The 1053-nt window shown below is 72.1% G+C and carries 1 protein-coding gene; it reads right to left on the bottom strand.

Annotated elements, in window-relative coordinates; genetic code table 11:
• A partial coding sequence (locus IE244_RS43470) for a beta-ketoacyl synthase N-terminal-like domain-containing protein (protein WP_229854295.1) occupies positions 1–1053 on the bottom strand: 1053 nt, incomplete at both ends.

The raw sequence follows: 1053 nt of genomic DNA, 5'->3' as shown, positions 1-1053 counted from the left end.
TCCGGCCAGTCGACGGCCTCGGTCAGGAGCCGCACGTCACCGGCCGACCAGTCCACGTGCGGCGTCGGCTCGTCCACGTGCAGCGTCCGCGGCAGCACACCGTGCCGCATCGCCATGACCATCTTGATGATGCCGCCGACACCCGCGGCCGCCTGGGCGTGACCGATGTTGGACTTCAGCGAGCCCAGCCACAACGGCCGGTCCTGCGACCGCTCCTGCCCGTACGTGGCGAGCAGCGCCTGCGCCTCGATCGGGTCACCCAGCCTCGTCCCCGTACCGTGCGCCTCCACCGCGTCGATGTCGGCGGCGGTCAGGCCCGCGGAGGTGAGTGCCTGGCGGATGACCCGCTGCTGCGCCGGTCCGTTCGGCGCGGTCAGTCCGTTGGACGCGCCGTCCTGGTTCACGGCGCTGCCCCGTACGACGGCCAGCACCCGGTGGCCGTTGCGGCGGGCGTCGGACAGCCGCTCCACCAGGAGCATGCCGACGCCCTCGGCCCAGCCGGTGCCGTCGGCCCCGGCGCCGAACGCCTTGCAGCGGCCGTCGGCGGACAACCCGCGCTGCCTGCTGAACTCCACGAAGGCCCGCGGGGTGGACATGACCATCACGCCGCCGGCCAGCGCCATGGAGCACTCGCCGTTGCGGAGGGCCTGGACCGCCCAGTGCAGGGCGACGAGCGACGACGAGCACGCCGTGTCGACGGTGACGGCCGGCCCTTCCAGACCGAGGGTGTAGGCGATGCGGCCGGACATGATGCTCGCGGAGTTGCCCGTGCCGAAGAAGCCCTCGGAGTCGTCGACCGCGTGGAAGGCCTGGGCGGCGTAGTCCTGGTAGCCGGAGCCGACGAAGACTCCGGTACGGCTGCCCCGCACCGACTCCGCGTCGATACCGGCCCGCTCGAACGTCTCCCACGTGGTCTCCAGCAGCAGGCGCTGCTGCGGATCCATCGCCACGGCCTCACGCGGACTGATCCCGAAGAACCCAGGGTCGAACTCCCCCGCCTCGTACAGGAATCCACCGCGACGCGTGTATGTCTTGCCGGACGCGTCCGGGTCG

This window comes from Streptomyces filipinensis, from assembly GCF_014649495.1.
Classification (GTDB): domain Bacteria; phylum Actinomycetota; class Actinomycetes; order Streptomycetales; family Streptomycetaceae; genus Streptomyces; species Streptomyces filipinensis.
Note: the sequence above shows the minus strand (reverse complement) of the source record. Positions and strands in the feature narration are given on the sequence as shown.